The organism is Bacillus sp. SH5-2, assembly GCF_008368905.1.
In the GTDB taxonomy this organism is placed as follows: Bacteria; Bacillota; Bacilli; order Bacillales; family Bacillaceae_G; genus Bacillus_A; species Bacillus_A luti.
On record NZ_QOSD01000022.1, the window covers coordinates 15,831 to 35,480 of the forward strand.

Here is a 19,650-nt window from a genome sequence, read left to right on the forward strand (position 1 = left end):
GAAGGGACTTTTCTTTATTATATTGAGGGGTGGTGAATTGCATATGAAGGATATATATGAACAAATCGATTTAAAAACAGATAAATTAATTTTAACGAAGATACATCAGTCACATGTAGACGATTTATTTGAAGTGTATTCTAATTCGAAAACAGCTACCTATGTGCCTCGGGAAGTGCATAAAACGAAAGATGAGACGCATAGTTTATTAGGAACTATGCCTGTAACGATAAGCGAAGGTAAGGCTCTTATATGGTCTATTATGCTGAATGATAACCAAAAGGTAATCGGGACGTGTGGAATATGGCTCATGCCACATAATAGTGCATCGATTGGAGCTGTAATTAGCCCGGCGTATTGGGGAAAAGGATTTATTGTTGAGGCTTTAGAACAAATTATTAAAGTTGGTTTTCAAGAATTAAATTTGAATCGCATTGAAGGAAGATGTGATGTGAGAAATATAGCTGCTGAACGTGTAATGCAAAAGTTAAAGATGGTATATGAAGGAACTTTGAGGCAAAGTGTAAAAATGAATAATACGTATAGTGATGCTAAAGTGTATTCACTTTTAAAACAAGAATATAATCGTTTAAAAAACCGAGCTTAATCTCATTAAGCTCGGTTTTTTTATTTTGCTCAAGAAAGAAATGGTATAGCGGTATATATTATACCTGTTCCATCATATTCTCCTGTCGCAAAGTATGAAAATGTAAAGAAACCTGTAAACGAAAAAATTATAATGAGAAAAAGTGCAAGGATAAATTTTAACATGTAAGGTCCCCTCATCCAAAGATTATTTCATATATTATTATAGTATAAGGATATTGAATTTCCAATTAATTACTGGTTAAAAATGAGAAGTCAGACATGTTTTGTATGTTGTAATGGAATGATTATTTGTAATAGATTTTGTGTTTTTTGTAAAAGTCATGTTGTGATGAACATGAGCATATTCCCAATCACGATCATTAAAATTTATGTTTCGGGGAGGGAGAAGTGGAACGACATCGAATAAGTTGACGAAACGAAAGCTACTAGCTACTTGTAGTTTATAATAATTTCGAAAAGCGATATCTCCTACTTTTGGAGAAGCAAATGTATAAAGTCCATACTGTGCGAAGGCTGTGTTAATTCGTGCATCTAGTATGTGTAATGTGGCAAGCGCACCACCTAAACTATGTCCAGTAGCTAATAGTTTTTTGTGTGCTGGTAACGATACGAGCATATCCATAATAGAATCTCGGAAAGATTCATAAATAGAAAGAAAGCCATTATGGACATTTCCGCTGTTTAAAGCATATGGATATGGTTTTTGGTTGACGAGTGAATCGATAATCCAATCTGTATCTGTTTGTGTGCCTCGAAAAGCTATAATAATGGTATCCTCAGATTCTAATATAAATCCGAACCATTCTGTCGTTTGGATGGCTTTCCCTTGAAAGCCTTGTACATATTGAAAACCATCCGGTATTTTGAAAATCCCATTTTGTTTATATTGTTCATACGTTAGCTCACAACAAGAAGCTAACAGTAGGGCGGTATCTTTATCAAAGGATAAAGGAGTACGCATTAAGGGAGCCCTCCTTACGAAAAGGTATAGTTTAATATATGCAGTGAGGGACTTGATTCATTCTTTTGGAGGGTTTTGAAAATGAGGCTTACACATTCAGTTACGTGCTGGTAAAAGTAAAAGTATAGTTTACAAAAATAAAAAGCGCCCAATAAGGGCACTTTTTACTCTTTTCCATCTAATAAACGGCCAAGTCCACCTAAAACACTACCTTCGCCACTGCTTTGAGCAGCTGGGCTTGTAAGGCGTGCTGCTAAGCGACTAAGTGTTAAGGATTGGATCCAAACTGTTCCAGGCCCTTCTAATGTTGCGAAGAATAAACCTTCGCCGCCAAATAGAGCTGTTTTTACTTTTCCAACGAACTCGACATCATAGTTAACGTCTTTTGTCATGGCAACGAGACAGCCTGTATCAATACGAAGCTTTTCGCCAGGCTTCAATTCACGCTTATATACAGTTCCGCCTGCGTGCATGAAAGCAAGTCCGTCACCTTCAAGTTTCTGCATGATGAAGCCTTCACCACCGAAGAAGCCAGTTCCAATTTTCTTTGTAAACTCGATTCCGATAGAAACACCTTTTGCTGCGCAAAGAAATGCGTCTTTTTGACAAACTACTTTTCCTTGATATTCTGTTAAATCAACAGGAATAATTTTACCAGGGTAAGGAGCAGCAAAGGATACGTGGCGTTTGCCGTGACCTGTATTTGTAAAGACAGTCATAAACATGCTTTCACCTGTAACGAGACGCTTACCAGCGCCCATTAATTTGCCAAATAAACCGCTAGATGGTCCAGAACCATCACCGAAGATTGTTTCCATTTCGATGTAATCTTCCATCATCATCATTGCGCCAGCTTCAGCGATAACGCTTTCTTCTGGGTCTAACTCAATTTCAACAAACTGCATATCATCGCCATATAACTTATACTCGATTTCATGTGCTTGCATTTTTTCACCTCATAATTATGTAGTAATTATATTGTACAGAAGTTAAAAGAATTAGAGTACTGTATTTTTGTTAATTTTTGAATAAAAATAGAATGAAAATTTAAGGTTATACTAGTGTTATAAAAAATAATGAAATGAAAGTGTTCTCATTTGACGTTTTTAATATAGCGTGATATAGTGAAATCACTATTGAGCTACATAATGTGGTACGGAAATAAAGCACGTTGAATTAAAGGCTGTAAGCTTGTTATACATTCATGTCCTTTATATCCACCTTTTCATGTGGATTCATAGTTTCATTTTTATTTAGGAGGTACATGACATGCAAACAGGTAAAGTTAAATGGTTTAACAGCGAAAAAGGTTTTGGTTTCATCGAAGTTGAAGGTGGAGACGATGTATTCGTTCACTTCTCAGCTATCCAAGGTGACGGATTCAAAACTTTAGAAGAAGGTCAAGAAGTTTCTTTCGAAATCGTTGAAGGTAACCGTGGACCACAAGCTGCTAACGTTACAAAAAACTAATTAGCTAGCGATAAAAAGCATTCCGATTTTCGGAATGCTTTTTTTTATTCTTTGGAACTAGATTCATTTGAAGATAATTCGCCTTTGAAGGTACGTTCTTCAAAATCATCAAGCATTTGTTCATATTCCTCATGTTCTTCTGTTGCGAAAACTTGCGGATTTTCCCCATACATGTCCGTACCGATAAAGTTTTCAAAATCCTCTACATAGCCTACGTTTTCCTCACTATTTACGTACATACCATTATAGTTTTTTGAATCTTGTCTTTCTAAATCGGACGGTGTTTCGGACGTTCCGTAATTTGCGACATCTTGCCACGCATCTTCCGCATCGTACTCCACAGAATGGTCTTCATCGTGCTTATGAAAAGAAGGAGATAACACTTCCTCTTCAACTGGACGAGTTTCCATATTTAATTTATTTGTCGCGTGCTGAACACATGTCGTAGCAGTTGGCATCGCTTCTAATCTTTCAAATGGAATTTCCTCACCGGATACTTCACAAATTCCATATGTGCCCGCTTCTATTTTTTGTAGGGCGTTTTTCGTATCTTCTAGCTGTTTATGCCAAAGTTCGATGAGTCCAAAATCCTTTTCACGTTCATATAATTCTGTTGCCATATCAGCTGGATGGTTATCATAACTAGATAATTCTCCAACGGAATCGCGTTCAGATGCACGGTCTTCATTTTCATGTGTTTGAATCGTTTGCTCTAGTTCTTGTTGTTGTTTTTCTAAAACGGATTTAAATTGATTTATTTGTTGTGGAGTTAACATAGTCGTCCACCTTCCTACAATTCAGTTTCTTTACATAGTATGAGCGTTGGGAGTAGGAATTATGAGATGAATTTCAGCTTTGAAATTGGTATATGAAAAAAGGAGCTGCAAATGCAGCTCCTTTCTATAAGAAATATCCAAGTAGTAATCCGATTCCCATGAGGAGACCGAAGATTGTATTTGTTTTTGCTGTTGCAATCATCGCAGGTGCCATTTCCATTGGAAGGCTTTTGCCGATGAAACCTTTTGTTGCTTTCAATGCTTTTGGGGCACTTAGGAATACGATAAGCATCCATGGTGAGACGATGTTCACAATAATTAAAGCAATTGTCCAAATGTAAGCAACGATAAACATAGAAGCGAGAACACCAATGGCTCTCTCTCGTCCAACGAGAATTGCTAATGTTTTACGACCATTTTCCTTATCGCCATCTAAATCGCGAATGTTGTTAGATAGTAAAATGGCACCAATTAAAATGGAGCTTGGGATAGACAGTAAAATCACTTCAGATGTTACAGTTCCAGTTTGGATAAAGAATGAAATACCAATAATAATGACGCCCATAAATAATCCTGCTGTTAGTTCTCCAAATGGTGTATATGCAATTGGAATTGGTCCACCTGTATAAAGGTAAGCAACGGCCATACAAACAAGACCGATTGCAGCAAGCCACCAGCTGGAGTTCATACAAATATAAACACCTAGTAGCATTGCGATGCCAAAAAATCCAAATGCTAAGTTCAGTACTGTTTTGGGTTGAATACCGTCGCGAACGATAGCGCCGCCGATACCAACTGAACCTTCATGATCTAATCCTCTTTTATAATCAAAGTATTCGTTAAACATGTTCGTCGCTGCTTGAATGAGAAGACAAGCAAGAAGCATCATAAAGAAAAGAGGAAGATGTATTTGATTTATACCGCCGACCTGCATCGCATATGCTGTTCCGATGAAAACAGGAACGAAAGCGGCTGTTAATGTATGGGGACGTAGTAAACTCCACCAAATGCGCCAGCCTGTTTGTTTACTTGGCTTTGGCGCCGTAGGAGAGGAATTCGTTTCGACGTTCATTTCCATGTTGAATCCTCCTTAGGTCACATATTGTACACAATTAAGTGTAGAAAAAGCATCATTTAGTGTCAACTTTTATTTTCTAGGAAGAAAAGGTGAATTTCTCAGAAATGCTAAACGTTGACAGGCCTTTCGTTTGAGGTGTATCTTAAAATCAAGCGTAATTATGACTATTTTTCGCCCATAGGGGGGAGACAATTGTGATTCAAACGAAACAAAAAGGCTTGCAAGAAGTTTTGAATGCAGCCATTAAGCGTGCAACTAATAAAAAAACATTAGTTAGTTTTGTAAAACAAATAGACTGGGTGGATCCACTTCTGTTTTATGCAGCAGGAGAAAGGACTTCATTCGAAAATAGATGTTATTTTGCAGATCCAGCTCAGCATGTAATATTTGCTGGAATTGGCTCTGTTTTCACTATAGCAACTTCTTCTCACAAACGCTTTCAAACGGCTCGTGACGAGTGGGATAAAGTAAAAGAGAAAGCATTTATACAAAGAGAAAGATACGAGTTTGGAACAGGTCCACTTTTATTTGGCGGATTTTCATTTGACCAAGAAAAAGAGAAAACGGACTTATGGAAAGAATTTGATGATACGACATTTTCACTACCAGCATTTTTATTAACTGTAAAAAATGAAAAAGCATGGTTAACAATGAATACATTCGTTTCAGCAACAGATTGTGCAGAAACTCTTTATAACGAAATTGTTTCTTTAGAAGAGAAAATTTTGAGGGAGAGTACATGTGCGCTAGAAGGATCGAAATTAACAGTTACTTCTAAAGTAGAAGTGGATCCGAAAGGCTGGATGAAGGCCATCGAGAAAGTGCAAGATGAGATGAAGCAGGGGAACGTGCAGAAGGTTGTATTAGCGAGGGAGCTAAAAGTAGAGATGAATCATCATATTGATTCTGCGCTTGTTTTAGAAGCACTTCGCATTGGGCAACCGGATTGTTACGTATTTTCTTTTGATTATAAAGGAGCATGTTTCTTAGGAGCGACGCCAGAACGATTGATTCGCAAAGAAGATGAGAAATTTACATCGATGTGTCTTGCTGGTTCAATTGGTCATGGGCATTCTATAGAAGAAAGTGAACAAAATGGTAATACGCTTCTTCATGATGAAAAGAATTTAGCTGAACACGGTTATGTTGTGAATATGATCAGGTCGGTATTAAACGAGCACTGTGAATTCGTTAATATTCCGGAAAGGCCGGGCTTATTAACAACGAAAAACTTAATTCATTTATATACGCCTGTAGAGGCAAAAGGCGATGCGAGTCTTTTAACAATGGTAGAAGAACTACATCCAACACCAGCTCTTGGCGGGACACCTCGTTTGGAAGCGATGAAACTGATTCGTGATGTGGAATTGTTAGACAGAGGATTGTACGGTGCACCAATTGGCTGGATAGATGATGAAGGAAATGGTGAATTTGCGGTTGCGCTTCGCTGCGGCTTATTAAATGGCGAGAAGGCATCCTTATTTGCCGGTTGCGGGATTGTAATCGATTCAGTACCGCAACTTGAATATGAAGAAACAAGTTTGAAGTTTAGACCGATGCTTGGTGCTTTGGAGGAATTAATGAAATGAACAATCATATAGAAGCATTATCATATTATTTAGGCGCGTTCGTGGATGAACTGACGCGTCTAGATGTATGTGATGTTGTCATTAGTCCAGGCTCACGGTCAACGCCGATTGCTTTACTAATGGAACAACACGAAGGAATGAACACATATTTACATGTAGACGAAAGATCTGCAGGATTTTTTGCGCTTGGTATCGCAAAGGCGAAGAAGCGTCCAGTAGCATTATTATGTACGTCAGGAACAGCAGCAGCGAACTATTATCCTGCTGTATGTGAAGCTTTTCATTCACGAGTGCCGCTTGTCATCTTAACAGCGGATAGACCACATGAATTAAGAGATGTGGGTGCACCACAAGCGATGAATCAATTCAATTTATACGGCACTTTTGTGAAGCAATTTACAGAGATGGCACTTCCAGAAACGAGTGAAGCGATGTATCATTACGCCCGGATGACGACGCAGCGAGCGATAGCAAATGCTTGTTTAGCGCCGCAAGGACCTGTTCATCTTAATTTTCCAGTTCGTGAACCGCTTATCCCGGATTTTTCATTAGAAAGTTTATGGGATAAAGGACGCGGGGAATATCCAGGAGTAGTTCAGCAAGGGAACGTGACGATGCCGAGTGAATATGTAGATTCTCTTGTAGGGCGCCTTTCACATATGGAAAAGGGGCTTATTATTTGTGGAGACGATAGTCATTCAGAAATCGCAGCATTGGCAGCAGAACTAGCTGAGAAAACGGGATATCCAATATTAGCGGATCCACTTTCTAACATCCGTAGTGGACATCACGATAAAACGATGGTAATCGACTGTTACGATACATTTTTACGAAATGAATTGTTAAAAGAAACTTGGAAGCCAGACGTGATTATTCGTTTTGGAGGAATGCCTGTTTCCAAAGCATTAACGCAGTTCATCAAAAAACAAACGAAGGCCGTTCATATCGTTGTTGATGAATCCGGACAATGGAGAGATCCAGCCCTAGTTGCAACAGAAGTTGTACAAGCAAGTAATATTGCATTTTGCAAGGCACTAATAGAAAAAATGCCAGCTATGAAAAAGAATGATTGGTCCCAAATGTGGCAACATATAAACGGAAAAACGAAGGAAACGCTCCTTGAAGTAGAAGAATATGAAACAGCATTTGAAGGAAAAGTTATTACGGATATTGTACGTGTGCTACCAGAAGGAGCAACATTATTTGCGAGTAATAGTATGCCAATTCGTGATACAGATTCATTCTTTTTCACATCGGATAAAAATATTCAAGTGATGGCAAACCGTGGTGTAAATGGGATTGATGGAATCATCTCGACAGCTTTAGGAGCGAGCATTATTTGCGATCCGCTCGTATTAGTGATCGGTGATTTATCATTCTATCACGATCTAAACGGATTATTAGCCGCAAAATTACATGAATTAAATATAACGATTGTCGTTGTAAATAATGACGGTGGAGGTATTTTCTCATTCTTACCACAATATGAGAAAAAGGAACACTTCGAATCATTATTTGGAACTCCAATTGGGCTTGATTATGAGCATGTTGTTAAAATGTACGGCGGTTCATTTAGCCGTGTAAATGGTTGGGAAAACTTCCGAGAAGAAGTGCAAAAGGGAACGACAACAAAAGGTTTACACGTTGTAGAAATTTGTACGAACCGTGATGAAAACTTAACATTGCACCGTACATTATGGGCAAAAACGATGGACGTAATTACTACATCTTTGCAAGGTGAATCAAAATGAACGTAACGCTGCAAGGTGTAACGTATGAATATGAAGTAGTCGGAAGCGGGGAACCACTTCTACTTCTTCATGGTTTTACGGGAAGCATGGAAACGTGGCGTTCCTTCGTTCCTTCTTGGAGCGAGCAGTTTCAAGTCATTTTAGTAGACATTGTTGGGCACGGAAAAACGGAAAGCCCTGAAGATGTGGCACATTATGATATTCGAAATGCGGCATTGCAAATGAAAGAATTGCTAGATTACCTTCATATTGAAAAGGCGCACATACTCGGTTATTCAATGGGCGGTAGACTGGCGATTACGATGGCATGTCTATATCCAGAGTATGTACATTCTCTATTATTAGAAAATTGTACAGCTGGTCTTGAAAGTGAAGATGAGCGAAAAGAACGTCGTGAAAAAGATGAGCAACTTGCCAATAAAATTGAGCGAGAGGGCATCAGAATTTTTGTATCGATGTGGGAAAATATTCCGCTGTTTAAAACGCAAAAAAGTTTAGCGCAAAACGTACAAGAAGCAGTGCGAAAAGAACGACTTGCTAACAATCCAAGAGGGCTCGCAAATAGCTTGCGCGGCATGGGAACAGGGGCTCAGCCTTCATGGTGGAATGAGCTGCAAAACTTAAAAATGCCTGTTCTTTTGATGAACGGAGAGCATGATGAAAAGTTCTTTCACATATTAAAAAACATCGAAAAATGCGCTCCTGACGCGAAATTTGTCAAAATTGATGGTGCTGGCCATGCAATTCATGTGGAACAACCGGAAAAGTTTGATACAATAGTAAAGGGATTTCTAAAAACTATGCAGTGATGCTTTTTTCATCTAAGAAGGAAGACACACTTATAGAGGAGATCAGAAATATACAAGGAGGTAGTTGTAATGGCTATTGAATGGGTAAAAGAAGGCAATTACGAAGATATTATTTATTCAACATACAATGGTATCGCAAAGATTTCGATTAACCGCCCTGAAGTACATAACGCATTCCGTCCTAAAACGGTAATGGAGTTAATCGATGCATTTGCACAAGCTCGTGATGATGCAAATGTTGGCGTTATCATTTTAACAGGTGAAGGTGGACGTGCATTCTGTTCAGGTGGCGACCAAAAAGTTCGCGGTCATGGTGGATATGTAGGTGACGACCAAATCCCTCGTTTAAATGTATTAGACTTACAACGTCTAATTCGCGCAATTCCTAAACCAGTTATCGCAATGGTAGCAGGTTATGCAATCGGTGGTGGACACGTACTTCATATCGTATGTGACTTAACAATCGCTGCAGACAACGCTGTATTCGGACAAACAGGTCCTAAAGTAGGAAGCTTTGATGGTGGATACGGAGCTGGTTACTTAGCTCGTATGGTAGGTCACAAGAAAGCTCGCGAAATTTGGTACCTATGCCGTCAATACAACGCACAAGAAGCGCTTGATATGGGCTTAGTAAATACAGTAGTACCATTAGAAGAGCTTGAAGCAGAAACAGTACAATGGGCACAAGAAATTTTAGCAAACAGCCCAATGGCACTTCGTTTCCTAAAAGCTGCATTCAACGCAGACACAGACGGTCTAGCTGGTATTCAACAATTAGCTGGAGATGCTACGTTATTGTACTACACAACTGACGAAGCAAAAGAAGGTCGCGACGCGTTCAAAGAAAAACGCAGTCCGGACTTCGGTCAATTCCCTCGTTTCCCGTGATCAAACCAAAAGCGGAAGCGGCTCGCTTAGAACAAGAGGGCGTTGGAACTCCTGACGTAGAGGCGCTTTTTGCCTCGTAGGAAGGCGTGAAACGACCGACTGTTCTAGCCGCTGTAGCTGGATGAGACCAAAAGCGGAAGTGGCTCGTTCAGAATGTGAGGGGGATGGAGCTTCTGACGTAGAGGCGCTTTTTGCCTCATAGGAAGAAGTGAAGCCACCGAACATTCTAGCTGCTGTAGCTGGATGTTTTAAAAGCGGAGCCGACTGTTTAGCCCCGTTGGCTAAGGTTCTTTCGCACAGAAAGTGTTTTTTACTTTCTTGTGCGGAAGGTTCTTAGACGGAAGGGGCTAGGAGGCGCAGCTGGATAAGATCAAACCGGAAACAAAACAACTAAGAGACTTGATGTCATATCAAGTCTCTTTCTTTCATGAAAGGAGAATGAGTGATGGAGACGATGCCGAATTGGTTAATGCAACGTGCATTTTTAACACCAGATCGCACTGCAATTGAAATAGAGGAAGAGAAAGTTACTTTTATGCAGTTGCATGAAAAAGTAGTATCTGTTTGTGAACAGCTTTCACATGTTGGAGTGAGGCAGGGGCAAAAGGTGGCTGTTCTGATGAAAAATGGTATGGAGATGATTACAGTGATTCACGCCCTATCTTACATAGGTGCAGTAGCTGTACTTTTAAATACGCGTCTTTCAAGAGAAGAGCTACTTTGGCAAATGGATGATGCTGAAGTGATTTGTTTAGTGACGGATCAAGATTTTGATGCTAAGGCTGTTCCTGTATATTCGTTCGCTGAAGTGATGAATGGACCGAAGGCGGAAGCATCTATACAAGAAGAGTTTTCTTTAGAAGAAGCGATGACAATCATTTATACGTCAGGGACGACAGGAAAACCGAAAGGCGTTATTTTAACGTACGGAAATCACTGGGCAAGCGCGGTTGGCTCTGCGCTTAACTTAGGGCTTCGTGATGATGATTGCTGGTTAGCTTGTATGCCGATGTTCCATGTTGGCGGGCTATCTCTTTTAATGAAAAATATTATGTATGGCATGCGCATTTTACTCGTTCCAAAGTATGATGCGGACTTTATTCATAAAGCACTTCAAACGAGAGGCGTAACGATTATTTCTGTTGTTTCTAAAATGTTAACTGATTTATTAGAACGACTTGGAGAAGGAACATATCCATCTTCTTTACGATGCATGTTACTTGGCGGAGGACCAGCGCCGAAACCGTTATTAGAAACGTGTGTGGAAAAAGGAATTCCTGTGTATCAAACGTACGGTATGACAGAAACATCATCGCAAATTTGTACGTTATCAGCAGATTACATGTTAACGAAAGTAGGATCAGCTGGAAAACCACTATTTCAGTGCCAACTTCGTATTGAAAAAGACGGTGTAGTAGTGCCGCCGTTTGCGGAAGGCGAAATCGTAGTAAAAGGACCAAACGTAACAGGCGGTTACTTTAACCGTGAAGATGCGACGCGAGAGACCATTCAAAACGGATGGCTTCATACTGGTGACCTCGGTTATTTAGATGAAGAAGGATTTTTATACGTATTAGATCGCCGCAGCGATTTAATTATTTCTGGCGGAGAGAATATATATCCAGCTCAAATAGAAGAAGTGTTGCTTTCTCATCCAGCGGTAGCGGAAGCAGGTGTTGTCGGTATGGCTGACGATAAATGGGGACAAGTACCCGCTGCTTTTGTTGTAAAAAGCGGGACGGTAACAGAAGAAGAAATTCTTCATTTTTGCGAGGAGAAATTAGCGAAATATAAAGTACCGAAGAAAGCGTGTTTCTTAGAGGAATTACCACGAAATGCTTCGAAAAAATTGTTAAGACGAGAGTTAAGACAATTAGTGGAGGAGATGTAAGTGGAAATCAAAAAAGCAACACTTCATATAACGGAAATGCCACTCGTAATCCCGTTTGCTGCAAGCTACGGAACTTATGAAAAGCGTGAGAGTATCGTCATTGAATTAGAAGATACGGACGGGCGCATTGGTTTTGGCGAAGTCGTTGCGTTCTCTGAACCGTGGTATACGGAAGAAACAGTGAAGACAGCGCTGCATGTACTGCAAGATTTTTTATTACCTGATTTATTAAAAGCTGAAATTTCACATCCGAACGAAATACCGAGTTTGTTCCAGCATATAAAAAGAAACCGAATGGCAAAGGCGGGCATTGAAGGGGCTGTTTGGGATTTATATGCAAAGCGACAAAAGAAGTCATTAGCGACATTACTTGGTGGAACTAAGAATGAAATTGAAGTTGGTGTTGTAATTGGAATAAATACGATTCCGGTTATGTTAAAACAAATCGAGAAGTACGCGGAAGAAGGGTACGAGCGTTTTAAAGTGAAAATAAAGCCAGAGCATGACTACGAGTTATTGAAAGAGATTCGTAAAGAGTTCCCGCACATCCCGTTAATGGCTGATGCGAATTCAGCTTACACATTGGCTGATACGGAGAAGTTGAAACGATTAGATGAATTTCAACTGATGATGATTGAACAGCCCTTAGCGGATTATGATTTTCTTGATCATGCACAGCTGCAGAAGAAGATTGAAACACCGATTTGTTTAGACGAAAGTATCCATAGTTTAGAAGATGCGCGCGTTGCGATTACGCTTGGTAGTTGCCGCATCGTTAACATTAAACCAGGGCGAGTGGGCGGATTAACAGAATCGATTCAAATTCATAATTATTGTATGGAGCATAATATTCCTGTTTGGTGCGGCGGTATGGTAGAGATGGGGATTTCACGAGCACAAAATGTTGCGCTTGCTTCATTGCCGAACTTTACAATCCCAGGCGACATATCTGCCTCTAATAGGCATTGGGAGAGGGATATTATTTCGCCGGAAGTGATGCTTGAGGGCGGGAAAGTGATGGTGCCGCAAAGTGTTGATACTGAGTATGAGGTAGATCGCTGGAGATTGGCGGAAATCACGAAGCAGCGGATTGTTTTGGAGCGGTAGGTTGAGTCTTTAAAATAGTGGGCGAATTTCGTCGTTAATTGTCGGTAAGTCGATATTCCTTGTCGAAACGTCGATATATTAAAAAAATCGTTGATATATTTCAAGTTGTGTTCGATATATTTGAAAAATCGGCGATATAATTTCATTTACTAAGGTTACTCCCGCGAGTAGCCTTTTTGTATTGTACAAATTGGATAGACTAGTTTAAAATCGAGCGTATAAAGGGGGAGTAAAATGAAGCGCATTTCAATTTTAATAGCGGATGATGAGGCAGAAATTGCTGATTTAATTGAGATACATTTAGAAAAAGAAGGGTACCACGTCGTGAAAGCAGCTGATGGAGAAGAGGCAATTCATATTATTGAAACGCAGCCAATCGACTTAGTGGTTTTAGATATTATGATGCCGAAAATGGATGGGTATGAGGTGACGCGCCAAATTCGCGCGAAGCACCATATGCCAATCATTTTCTTAAGTGCGAAAACGTCTGATTTTGATAAGGTGACAGGTCTTGTGCTAGGTGCAGATGATTATATGACAAAACCTTTTACACCGATTGAATTAGTTGCACGTGTAAATGCACAATTGCGTAGGTTCCTTACGTTAAATCAGCCGAAAGTAGCGGAGAATAAATCTGCTTTAGAGGTAGGCGGAGTTATTATTGATCCTGAGCGAAGAACAGTGAACGTCTATGGAGAGCAAATTGAGTTAACACCGAAAGAGTTTGATATTTTATATTTATTAGCGAGCCATCCGAAGAAAGTGTATAATGTGGAAAATATTTTTCAGCAAGTATGGGCAGATGATTATTATGAAGGCGGAAATACAGTTATGGTACATATTCGTACGTTACGGAAAAAGATTGGGGAAGATAAAAGAAAAGATAAGCTAATAAAAACAGTGTGGGGAGTAGGGTATACTTTCAATGGGTAACGTGATGAAAAGCTTTCGTTTTAAAATGATTGCCTTATTTGCATTAAGTATGGTGCTCGCAGCTACTGTAACTTATATAATTTATAAAGGATTGCAGTTGTATTATAAAACGATGGTTCGCTACGAAGAGCCTTTAGCGCAATTTAGGTCAATGGTAAGGGAATTTGGAGACATTAACTTCTTTTTAATTTTCTTTATTCCGTTATCTATTATCTTTTTCTTCTTTTTGACAAAACCATATTTAAAATACTTTAGTGAAATTTCTACTGGGATTCATCATCTTGCGAACGGAGATTTTACAAAACAAGTTCAAGTTTCATCAAATGATGAGTTTGGAAATATCGCCCGCGAAATTAATATCGCGAGTGAAAAATTAAAGGAAGCAGTGGAACGAGGAGACTTCGCGGAAAGTAGTAAAGATCAGCTCGTTGTGAATTTAGCTCATGATTTAAGAACACCATTAACATCCGTGTTAGGATATTTAGATTTAATTCTTAAAGATGAAAATTTAACAAAAGAACAAATTAAACATTTCTCCACAATTGCATATACGAAATCGCAAAGACTGGAAAGTTTAATTGATGAGCTATTTGAAATTACACGTATGAACTATGGCATGCTAAAGCTGGATAAAAAGCCGATTGACATAAGTGAGCTGTTTATACAGCTAGATGAGGAATTATATCCGCTATTAGAGAAACATCATTTAGAAGCTAGATTGAATATTGATCCGCATTTACCGATTAACGGTGATGGAAAATTGTTAGCTAGAGTATTTGAAAACTTGTTAACAAATGCTGTTCGTTACGGATATGATGGGCAATTTGTTGATCTGAATGGGTATATCGATAATGAAGAAGTTGTTGTACAAGTTATGAATTACGGAGATAGCATTCCAGAAGAGGACCTACCGTATCTTTTTGATATGTTTTATACAGGTGATAAATCGAGGTCAGAGAACCGTGGCGGGACAGGCCTTGGGCTATTTATTGCGAAAAATATTGTTGAACAGCATAACGGTACGATTTCTGCTGAAAGTAATGTAGTTAGAACAATGTTTGAAGTGCGATTGCCAAAAGACGAGAACTTAACAATTTAATAAAAATTTAAACTTTACCCCACTTTTTATTTTAATAGTTTTTTCTATTCTATACGTAAGTTACGTTAAGGAGGAACTAGAAATGAAAAAGTGGGTATTTATTTCTCTTTTTATCGCATGCACAATCTGTGTAGGCTTATATATATCACCGTTATTTCAAAAAGAAATTGATGTGAAAATCGGCGAGGAAAATAGTGCAATAAAGAATGCAAATATGGAAAAGGTAGAGATTACAAAAGAAGAAATTTATAAAGGGGATCTATTATTAGTTAACAAAGATTACCCACTAAAAAAGGATAGCATTAGGTCTGACATTATAAATGTAAATCACAGCAGTGAATTAGTAAGAGGTTACGTAATATTTGATAGAAACCTTCGTTTATCAAAGGATGTTGTAAAAAAGTTTTTGAACGTTGTCGATGCGGCTGGAAAAGATGGCGTACAACACTTCTTAATGAATAGCGGCTATCGAGATTTCCAAGAGCAAAGACAGCTATATGAAAAAATGGGATCTGATTATGCACTTCCAGCAGGATACAGTGAGCATAATTTAGGGTTATCACTGGACGTTGGATCGACGCAAAAGAAAATGGAGAAAGCGCCTGAAGGAAAATGGATTGAAGAGAATGTATGGAAGCACGGATTTGTATTACGCTATCCGAAAAATAAAAGTAGCATTACAGGTATCCAATATGAGCCATGGCACATCCGTTATGTCGGCCTACCTCATAGTGCGATTATGCAAAAAAAGAAAATTACATTAGAGGAATACTTAGAATTCTTAAAAGAGAAAAAAGAAATCACAACCGATGTGGAAGGTAAGAAATATACGGTTTCTTATTATAAAGTTTCCGGGAACATGAATGTGAATGTTCCGGTGAATAAGCAGTATGAAATTTCAGGGAACAATGTGGATGGGGTTGTTGTGACGGTTCAGGAATAGATAATCTTGATTCTCCCATAATAGTGCTCTATCGTGGGAGAATCAAAATAGAGGAACAAGTACAATCCTGAATAATAGAAGAAGTAACCTTTATATGACGAGGATTGTAATTCGTACATTTTCAATGACGTTTATTCAGAGTAAAAAAATCGGAGCTTCATCAACATTTTTCAGCCATATATACTCCTGACTATGTAAGCTATCCTTCATCCAGACATCGCCTTTATATACATTTGTTTTCTTGCGAAGCCAAGTAAGATAAGGTCCAATAACTTGAGGGTCTTCATCACGTTCATTCTGTTTTGGGAATGAGATTTGTCGCTGTTCTTCTGTTTTTATATTGATCATATAAAGTGTTGTAAACATCGTCGGAACAGGATCTTCTTTCCATGCCTTGTTTTCTTTTGCGCGAGCCACAACGACTTTGTTTGATGAAAGCCATTCTAAATCAAGGTCTACATAACCTATAGGTGTGTATTCCTTTTGTTGTTTTGCTGTTACCATTTCTGCAATTGTGAGTTTTTTATTTTCTACAAAAAACCTTCCTTCTCCTGAAATATAGGCCAGTTGATTGGCTGATGGAGCCCACTTCATCCAGTCTTTGAACCATAGCATGTTACCAAGCGTTCGAAAGTGTGTCCCTTTTGAGGAGATAACACATAATGTATTACTATCCATTGCCAAGGAGGCAGTAGGACTGGCCAAAAAACTAATCCACTTTCCATCAGAACTCCACTTGAAATAGTTAGTATACACCGCAAATAAATCAGTTTCATTTGTTTGAATCGTATAAAAAGGCTTTATTTTATCTTTAGCAAGATTTGCATCGACTGGAATTTTATAAAGTGGAACATCGCCCCATCCAGTCGGACGCAAGCAGGATTGTGAGGAAACGATAAATTCCTTTCCATTCGGGAACCATTCGAAATCACTAACCCCAAGTGATACATTTTCAAAACCGTGCGGGCGACCATTTTTTATTTTTGTAACGTTTAATAAACCTTGATCAGTGTAAGCCAATTGATTTTTGTTTGGCGACCACTTAAAGTCAGATGTTACGACTCTTACATAAGGCTGATAGTTTATTTTCTCCTTCGTATCATAGATGAATAGGTTAGATTTTTTACCCGTTTCATCACTATCAATATAACCAATAAACCTACCATCATAAGACCATTTTGGAGAATACACATATCGATTCTTTGTGATTTGTATTTCTTGATTTCCTTTCTTTATCCATAGCTGATGATCCCGGATAAATGCAGCCGTGAGTGATGGAGGGGCTGCGCTAACCGTTGTTGGTACATACAAAGTGACTAAGGTTATAAATAATAAAATTCGAAATCTCAAGAATATCCCTCCTACTTATAGGTTGTCCGAATATGTAATGAAAACTCTCACTTTAAAAGTAGAGAAGAAAGTAATATAAAATTAAACATTATAACGTTATATTTACTTCTCCCTTTTTTTGTGCTACTCTAAATATGTGAAAGAGATAAATAAAAATGAAACTTTAATGTAAGCGTATTCTTATGGCTTCTTATAGAAAAGGGTGGAAGTACAATGACAGAACGATTCGTACTACGTAATGTGAAACGTGTGAACGGGGAAGAGATTGACATTGTAATTGAAAATAATAAAATCGCACAGGTGACGAAAGCTGGTGCTGGCGAGGGTGGAAAGGTTCTTGATTACTCAGGTACTTACGTATCGAGTGGCTGGATTGATTTGCACGTTCATGCTTTTCCAGAGTTTGATCCGTATGGCGATGAGGTGGATGAAATTGGCGTTAAGCAAGGGGTAACGACAATTGTTGATGCGGGTAGCTGCGGAGCTGATCGCATTGCAGATTTAGTAAAAAGTAGAGAGCAGGCAAAAACGAATTTATTTGCCTTTTTAAATATTTCTCGCATCGGTTTGAAACGAATTGATGAGTTATCCAATATGGAATGGATCGATAAAGAGAAAGTAATAGAAGCAGTAGAAAAGTATAAAGATGTGATTGTTGGGTTGAAAGCGAGAATGAGTAAAAGCGTCGTTTGTGATAGTGGAATTGAACCGCTACATGTTGCGTGCTCTTTATCCCGTGAAACATCATTACCGATTATGGTACATATCGGTTCAGCGCCTCCTCGCATTGAGGAAGTTGTACCTCTTTTAGAAAAAGATGATGTTATTACACATTATTTAAACGGGAAAGAAAATAACTTATTTGATGAAGAAGGCAAACCGCTACCAGTTTTATTAGATGCAGTGAATCGCGGCGTACATTTAGATGTTGGTCACGGGAATGCTAGTTTTTCTTTTAAAGTAGCAGAAGCAGCGAAGCGTCACGATATTGCTTTTAATACAATTAGTACAGATATTTACCGGAAGAACCGTATACACGGTCCAGTGTATAGTATGGCTCACGTTCTTTCGAAATTCCTTTACTTAGGTTATTCGCTAGAAGAAGTGATCGATGCAGTTACGAAAAATGCAGCAGAGTGGCTTAAGAAACCAGAGCTTGGCCGTATTCAAGAAGGCGATATTGCAAACTTAACTTTATTTACGGTGAAAGATGAGAAGGTTACGTTAATTGATTCAGAAGGGGATCAGCGCATTGCTGAAAGCAGGATTGATACGAAAGGGGTTGTAATCAATGGGTCATTCATTGAATGCTAAGTATGGATTAAAAAGAGTGATTAATGCGAGCGGTAGAATGAGTATTTTAGGTGTGTCCGCTCCGACAGATACAGTTATGGATGCAATGAAACATGGGGGACAAAATTATGTGGAAATTGCTGATTTAGTAGATAAAGCAGGAGACCATATTGCGAGAATTCTAGATTCAGAGGCAGCGGTTGTTGTGAATTCAGCATCGAGCGGAATTGCGCTTTCTATCGCAGCAATTGTGACAGAAGGAAATCGCCGCAAAAGTGAAAGACTTCATCAAGAGGTCATCGCGAAAAATGAAGTGATTATGTTAAAAGGTCATAACGTTCAATATGGTGCTCCTGTTGAAACGATGATTTACTTAGGTGGAGGAAAACTCGTAGAAGTTGGTTATGCAAATGAAGGGAAAGCTGAACATATTGAAGATGCGATTGGTGAAAATACAGCAGCGATTCTATATGTAAAATCACATCATGCCGTGCAAAAAAATATGATTTCTGTTGAAGAAGCATGGGAAGTTGCGCAGCGAAATAACATTCCACTTATTGTCGATGCAGCAGCTGAAGAAGATATTCAAAAATATGTGAAGTATTCAGATCTTGCCATTTATAGCGGTTCAAAGGCAATTGAAGGACCTACTTCTGGTATTGTTGGTGGGAAACGAAAATATATTGAGTGGCTGAAAGTGCAATTACATTGCATCGGAAGAAGTATGAAAGTTGGGAAAGAAACAACTTTCGGCTTACTTCAAGCGCTTGATGAGTACGGAGTAAAAGAAGATAAGAGCCAGCAAGAAAAAGAGTTGTTACAAGTACTTATGCCACTAAAAGAATTAAACGGTGTAAATGTAACAATCGTTCAAGATGAAGCGGGAAGAGCAATCTTTAGAGCCCGTATTCATATTAACGAGAAAGAATTAAACAAATCAGCAAAAGACGTTGTGACTGCATTACGCGAAGGGGAAATCGCCATTTATACACGTGATTACGGAGTAAGACAAGGATTCTTTGATATTGATCCACGTCCACTTCAAGGTGATGACATACATGTGATTGAAGAAAAAATGAGAGAAATTGTAGGGGGAAACTAAA

General features: G+C 38.8%; 18 protein-coding genes. 13 read left to right on the forward strand and 5 right to left on the reverse strand.

What is annotated here, in order from left to right; translation table 11 throughout:
- The first annotated feature begins 43 nt into the window (after window positions 1-43).
- Complete coding sequence (locus tag DN410_RS19630; protein ID WP_149177709.1) at window positions 44-607, forward strand: GNAT family N-acetyltransferase; 564 nt, start codon at window positions 44-46, stop codon at window positions 605-607.
- A gap of 240 nt (window positions 608-847) precedes the next feature.
- Here the strand turns inward: DN410_RS19630 and DN410_RS19635 are convergent, their stop codons facing one another.
- Together DN410_RS19635 and DN410_RS19640 are read right to left on the reverse strand one after the other, a co-directional pair.
- Entirely contained in the window at window positions 848-1,570 is a 723-nt protein-coding gene (locus tag DN410_RS19635; RefSeq protein WP_149177710.1) for a lipase family protein, read from the reverse strand.
- Between the two features lie 164 nt (window positions 1,571-1,734).
- Window positions 1,735-2,517 (reverse strand): TIGR00266 family protein, encoded by a 783-nt coding sequence (locus DN410_RS19640; RefSeq protein ID WP_149177711.1) that lies wholly within the window; start codon window positions 2,515-2,517, stop codon window positions 1,735-1,737.
- A gap of 322 nt (window positions 2,518-2,839) precedes the next feature.
- On the opposite strand from DN410_RS19640, the gene cspD reads away from it, so the two are divergent.
- Window positions 2,840-3,040, forward strand: a complete 201-nt coding sequence (gene cspD, locus DN410_RS19645; protein ID WP_001193054.1) for a cold-shock protein CspD — start codon at window positions 2,840-2,842, stop codon at window positions 3,038-3,040.
- A 44-nt stretch (window positions 3,041-3,084) separates the two neighbouring features.
- Here the strand turns inward: cspD and DN410_RS19650 are convergent, their stop codons facing one another.
- Together DN410_RS19650 and DN410_RS19655 are read right to left on the reverse strand one after the other, a co-directional pair.
- A complete protein-coding gene (locus DN410_RS19650; RefSeq protein WP_149177712.1) occupies window positions 3,085-3,816 on the reverse strand; it encodes a yteA family sporulation protein in 732 nt (243 codons plus the stop codon).
- A gap of 124 nt (window positions 3,817-3,940) precedes the next feature.
- Window positions 3,941-4,894, reverse strand: a complete 954-nt coding sequence (locus DN410_RS19655) for a 1,4-dihydroxy-2-naphthoate polyprenyltransferase (RefSeq protein WP_149177713.1) — start codon at window positions 4,892-4,894, stop codon at window positions 3,941-3,943.
- 194 nt (window positions 4,895-5,088) lie between these two features.
- Between DN410_RS19655 and DN410_RS19660 the strand changes: the two genes are divergently transcribed.
- The 9 genes from DN410_RS19660 to DN410_RS19700 all read left to right on the forward strand — a co-directional run bounded on the left by DN410_RS19660 (window position 5,089) and on the right by DN410_RS19700 (window position 15,904).
- Entirely contained in the window at window positions 5,089-6,483 is a 1,395-nt protein-coding gene (locus DN410_RS19660; RefSeq protein WP_149177714.1) for an isochorismate synthase, read from the forward strand.
- Entirely contained in the window at window positions 6,480-8,234 is a 1,755-nt protein-coding gene (gene menD / locus DN410_RS19665; protein ID WP_149177715.1) for a 2-succinyl-5-enolpyruvyl-6-hydroxy-3-cyclohexene-1-carboxylic-acid synthase, read from the forward strand. Before DN410_RS19660 ends, menD begins: the two co-directional genes overlap by 4 nt.
- Entirely contained in the window at window positions 8,231-9,043 is an 813-nt protein-coding gene (gene menH / locus DN410_RS19670) for a 2-succinyl-6-hydroxy-2,4-cyclohexadiene-1-carboxylate synthase (protein WP_149177716.1), read from the forward strand. Before menD ends, menH begins: the two co-directional genes overlap by 4 nt.
- 69 nt (window positions 9,044-9,112) lie before the next feature.
- On the forward strand, window positions 9,113-9,931 hold the full coding sequence (gene menB, locus DN410_RS19675; protein WP_000963881.1) for a 1,4-dihydroxy-2-naphthoyl-CoA synthase: 819 nt from the start codon (window positions 9,113-9,115) through the stop codon (window positions 9,929-9,931).
- A gap of 445 nt (window positions 9,932-10,376) precedes the next feature.
- Window positions 10,377-11,822: an o-succinylbenzoate--CoA ligase gene (locus DN410_RS19680; protein ID WP_149177717.1), complete on the forward strand. Its 1,446-nt coding sequence runs from the start codon at window positions 10,377-10,379 to the stop codon at window positions 11,820-11,822.
- Entirely contained in the window at window positions 11,823-12,929 is a 1,107-nt protein-coding gene (menC, locus tag DN410_RS19685) for an o-succinylbenzoate synthase (RefSeq protein ID WP_149177718.1), read from the forward strand.
- 234 nt (window positions 12,930-13,163) lie between these two features.
- Complete coding sequence (locus tag DN410_RS19690; protein WP_149177719.1) at window positions 13,164-13,862, forward strand: response regulator transcription factor; 699 nt, start codon at window positions 13,164-13,166, stop codon at window positions 13,860-13,862.
- On the forward strand, window positions 13,855-14,961 hold the full coding sequence (locus tag DN410_RS19695) for a HAMP domain-containing sensor histidine kinase (protein WP_149177720.1): 1,107 nt from the start codon (window positions 13,855-13,857) through the stop codon (window positions 14,959-14,961). The genes DN410_RS19690 and DN410_RS19695 overlap by 8 nt, the downstream gene beginning before the upstream one ends.
- An 82-nt stretch (window positions 14,962-15,043) precedes the next feature.
- Window positions 15,044-15,904, forward strand: a complete 861-nt coding sequence (locus DN410_RS19700; RefSeq protein ID WP_149177721.1) for a M15 family metallopeptidase — start codon at window positions 15,044-15,046, stop codon at window positions 15,902-15,904.
- A gap of 135 nt (window positions 15,905-16,039) precedes the next feature.
- Here DN410_RS19700 and DN410_RS19705 read toward each other — a convergent pair whose 3' ends face one another.
- On the reverse strand, window positions 16,040-17,254 hold the full coding sequence (locus DN410_RS19705; RefSeq protein ID WP_149177722.1) for a translocation protein TolB: 1,215 nt from the start codon (window positions 17,252-17,254) through the stop codon (window positions 16,040-16,042).
- 213 nt (window positions 17,255-17,467) lie between these two features.
- On the opposite strand from DN410_RS19705, the gene DN410_RS19710 reads away from it, so the two are divergent.
- Window positions 17,468-18,568, forward strand: a complete 1,101-nt coding sequence (locus DN410_RS19710) for an amidohydrolase/deacetylase family metallohydrolase (RefSeq protein WP_149177723.1) — start codon at window positions 17,468-17,470, stop codon at window positions 18,566-18,568.
- Window positions 18,546-19,649: a DgaE family pyridoxal phosphate-dependent ammonia lyase gene (locus DN410_RS19715; protein ID WP_149177724.1), complete on the forward strand. Its 1,104-nt coding sequence runs from the start codon at window positions 18,546-18,548 to the stop codon at window positions 19,647-19,649. Before DN410_RS19710 ends, DN410_RS19715 begins: the two co-directional genes overlap by 23 nt.
- Window position 19,650: the final 1 nt, after the last annotated feature.